This window comes from Caulobacter sp. FG7 (assembly GCF_057808875.1).
Genome location: NZ_JBMDIW010000069.1, coordinates 1 through 1,154, shown reverse-complemented (window position 1 = coordinate 1,154; position 1,154 = coordinate 1). Strand labels below are relative to the sequence as shown.

General features: G+C 68.5%; 1 protein-coding gene. It reads left to right on the top strand.

The annotated features are described in order from the left end of the window. Window positions 1-199 precede the first annotated feature (199 nt). Window positions 200-1,132 carry an IS110 family RNA-guided transposase gene (locus ACODR1_RS24765; RefSeq protein WP_488882815.1) on the top strand — a complete coding sequence of 311 codons (933 nt, stop codon included), beginning with the start codon at window positions 200-202 and terminating at the stop codon, window positions 1,130-1,132. Window positions 1,133-1,154: the final 22 nt, after the last annotated feature.

Here is a 1,154-nt window from a genome sequence, read left to right as displayed (position 1 = left end):
CCCTTGTATCTAGATCGCGGCGCCGGAGCGTGATGGCTTGGTGCTGTGAAGGGGCCGGCGGCCACCGGCCCCTTCACGCGGCGCGTGGCGCCCGTCTTCCCTCAGGCCTCAACCGCGAGAGAGCTTAGGGACCGCCGCCGCAGTCACGCACGACCGAACAGTCGCTTGATCTTCGATCGCATGCACAAGGCAGGTTACCGTGGCGAGCATCATCTGTGGAGTGGACGTCTCGTCGGAGACGCTGGACGGCCGGATCGGCGGATCAGGCCTGGAAGTGAGCGTGCGGCGTGATCCGGAGGGGATCGCGGCGCTGGGCCAGTTTTGCGCCGAGCACGGCGTGGAGTTGGTGGTGATGGAGGCCACCGGCGGCTACGAGAAGCTGCCGTTTGGTCTGCTGTGGGCGGCGGGCGTGCCGTGCGCGATCGCCAACGCCCGGTCAGTGCGACGCTTCGCTGAAGCGATGGGCGTGCTGGAGAAGACCGACCGCATCGATGCGGCTGTCATCGCCGACTACGCCCGGGCCAAGGGCTTGGCCGGCCAGGCCCCGGAAAGCCAGGCCCAGGAACGCTTGAGGGCTCTGGTGACGAGGCTGCGCCAGCTCACGCAGCTGAAGGTGGCCCAGTCCAACCAGCGTCGCCTGGTGCAGGATCCGGCGGTCATGGCCGGCTTCGGCGAGATGTTGGCGCTGATCGCCCGGCAGTCCCGGGAGCTGGAGCTCCAGATCGCCGAACTGCTGGGCGCGGATCGGCTATGGCGCGCGCTGGATGCGGCCTTCCGCGAGATCAAGGGCGTGGCGGGGCGCACCGTCGCCCGGCTGATGGCTGAGATGCCCGAGATCGGCACGGTGTCCAACAAGGCCGTCGCCAAGCTCGCGGGCCTGGCCCCGATCGCCAGCGACAGCGGAAAGCGTCAGGGCAGGAGAGCCGTCCGCGGCGGACGCGCCCAGGTGCGCTCGATCCTGGTCGTCGTCGCCGGCGTCGTGGCCCGACACGATCCGGACCTGGCCGCTTTCCATCAGCGCCTCATCCTGGCCGGAAAACCCAGGATGACAGCCAGAATCGCCGTCGCCCGTAAGCTTCTCGTACGCCTGAATGCAAAGGCCCGAGACGCCCGCGCCTTACTCGCCGCTTGATCATCCAGACAGTCGCTCTCTC